The organism is Nonomuraea sp. KM90, from assembly GCF_052246675.1.
GTDB lineage: Bacteria > Actinomycetota > Actinomycetes > Streptosporangiales > Streptosporangiaceae > Nonomuraea.
The window spans coordinates 1-1,495 of sequence record NZ_JBQQCB010000352.1 but is presented as its reverse complement, the minus strand read 5'-3'; the positions used below and the strand labels follow the sequence as shown (position 1 = coordinate 1,495).

Here is a 1,495-nt window from a genome sequence, read left to right as displayed (position 1 = left end):
CTAAGCTTGGCGTTTAACCCCTGAGCTGCACATTTGCCGCGTTCGGCGATGTGGGTGACTAATCCCTCATAGCGGATTGTGTCTCTCGGGACACGGCGTGTCGCCGTGAGTTGAGTCAGCCACCGTCTCCATCTTCGAGTTGTCATTCAGAAGGAAGTGGAGGCGGTGGCTGTGTCATTCATGCTGGCACGCGCGGCGCGGGGCGTCCCGGATTCGGAGCAGGACGGCCAGAAACGGGACGCGTGGATGGAGCTGGCCGATCTCCGGCAGGAGGTCTTCACCTGCCTGACCGCCCGGCGAGATGAGCTGTTCGAGCTGGTCGAGGCGGTGTTATGCGCCGAGGGGCCGGTCCGTACGCTGGTCGGGCTGGCGTTGGCGCCGGAGCACCGCCGTGGCCACGGCGCCCTGTACGACGCGATCAACCACGGCCGCATCGAGATCGCCCGGCTGCGGAGGGTTCTGTCCACGGTGGCGCTGCCGCGCGCGGCGGGCGGCCGGATCGTGCTGGCCGCCGATGTGACGCCCTGGCTGCGCCCCGACGCGCCGACCAGCCCCGAGCGGCTGTTCTGTCATGTCTACGGCCGCCGCAAGGGCGAGCATCAGATGATCCCCGGCTGGCCGTACTCGATCATCGCCGCGCTGGAGACCGGCCGCACCTCCTGGACCATGATGCTGGATGGGTGCTGGATGCCCAGCGGCTACGCCCCGACGACGATGAAGCCGCCGTCACCGCCATCCAGGTCCGTGACCTGGTCGCCCGCCTGATCGAAGCCGGCCAGTGGCGCGAGGGTGACCCGGACATCCTCATCGTGCTCGACGCCGGCTACGACACCGCCCGCCTGGCCTTCCTGCTGGACGGCCTGCCGGTGGAGGTGCTGGGCCGCCCGGCCCCCTCCCGCGAAGAGTTCCTGCTGGCCAGCCCAGCCGGTGGCCGGCCGCCCAAACACGGGGCCGAGTTCCGGATGAAGGACGAGACCACCTGGGGTGAACCCGCCCACACCACGGCCACCGCCACGAGCCGGTACGGCAACGCTGTCGCCTCCTGCTGGGACCGATTGCACCACCGGCTCACCCGCCGCGCCGCCTGGCTCGACCACGACGGCGCGCTCCCCATCATCGACGGCACGCTGATCCGGCTGCAGGTCGAGCAGTTGCCCGGCGAACGAGACCCCAAGCCGGTGTGGCTGTGGACCTCGGCCGTTGCCATCACCCCGGCCCACCTGGACCGGCTCTGGCAGGCATTCCTCCGCAGATTCGATCTTGAGCACACGTTCCGGATGTGGAAACAGACCCTGGGCTGGACCGCCCCGAAAATCCGCGACCCGCAGTCCGCGGACCGCTGGACCTGGCTGATCATCATCGCCTACGCCCAGCTTCAGCTCGCCCGGACACTCGCACCTGACCTGCGCCGCCCATGGGAACGCCCTGCTCCACTCGAACGGCTCACCCCCGCACGCGTCCGGCGAGGGTTTCGGCACCTCCGCCCCCGCCTGCC

General features: G+C 69.4%; 2 protein-coding genes. Both read left to right on the top strand.

The window, feature by feature from the left end; translation table 11 throughout:
* Positions 1-165 precede the first annotated feature (165 nt).
* Positions 166-765 (top strand): transposase, encoded by a 600-nt coding sequence (locus tag ACTWPW_RS64150; protein WP_443175034.1) that lies wholly within the window; start codon positions 166-168, stop codon positions 763-765.
* Positions 681-1,495 (top strand): transposase (locus ACTWPW_RS64145; RefSeq protein ID WP_443175033.1); only part of this gene is annotated, 815 nt, incomplete at its 3' end. The genes ACTWPW_RS64150 and ACTWPW_RS64145, both read left to right, overlap by 85 nt.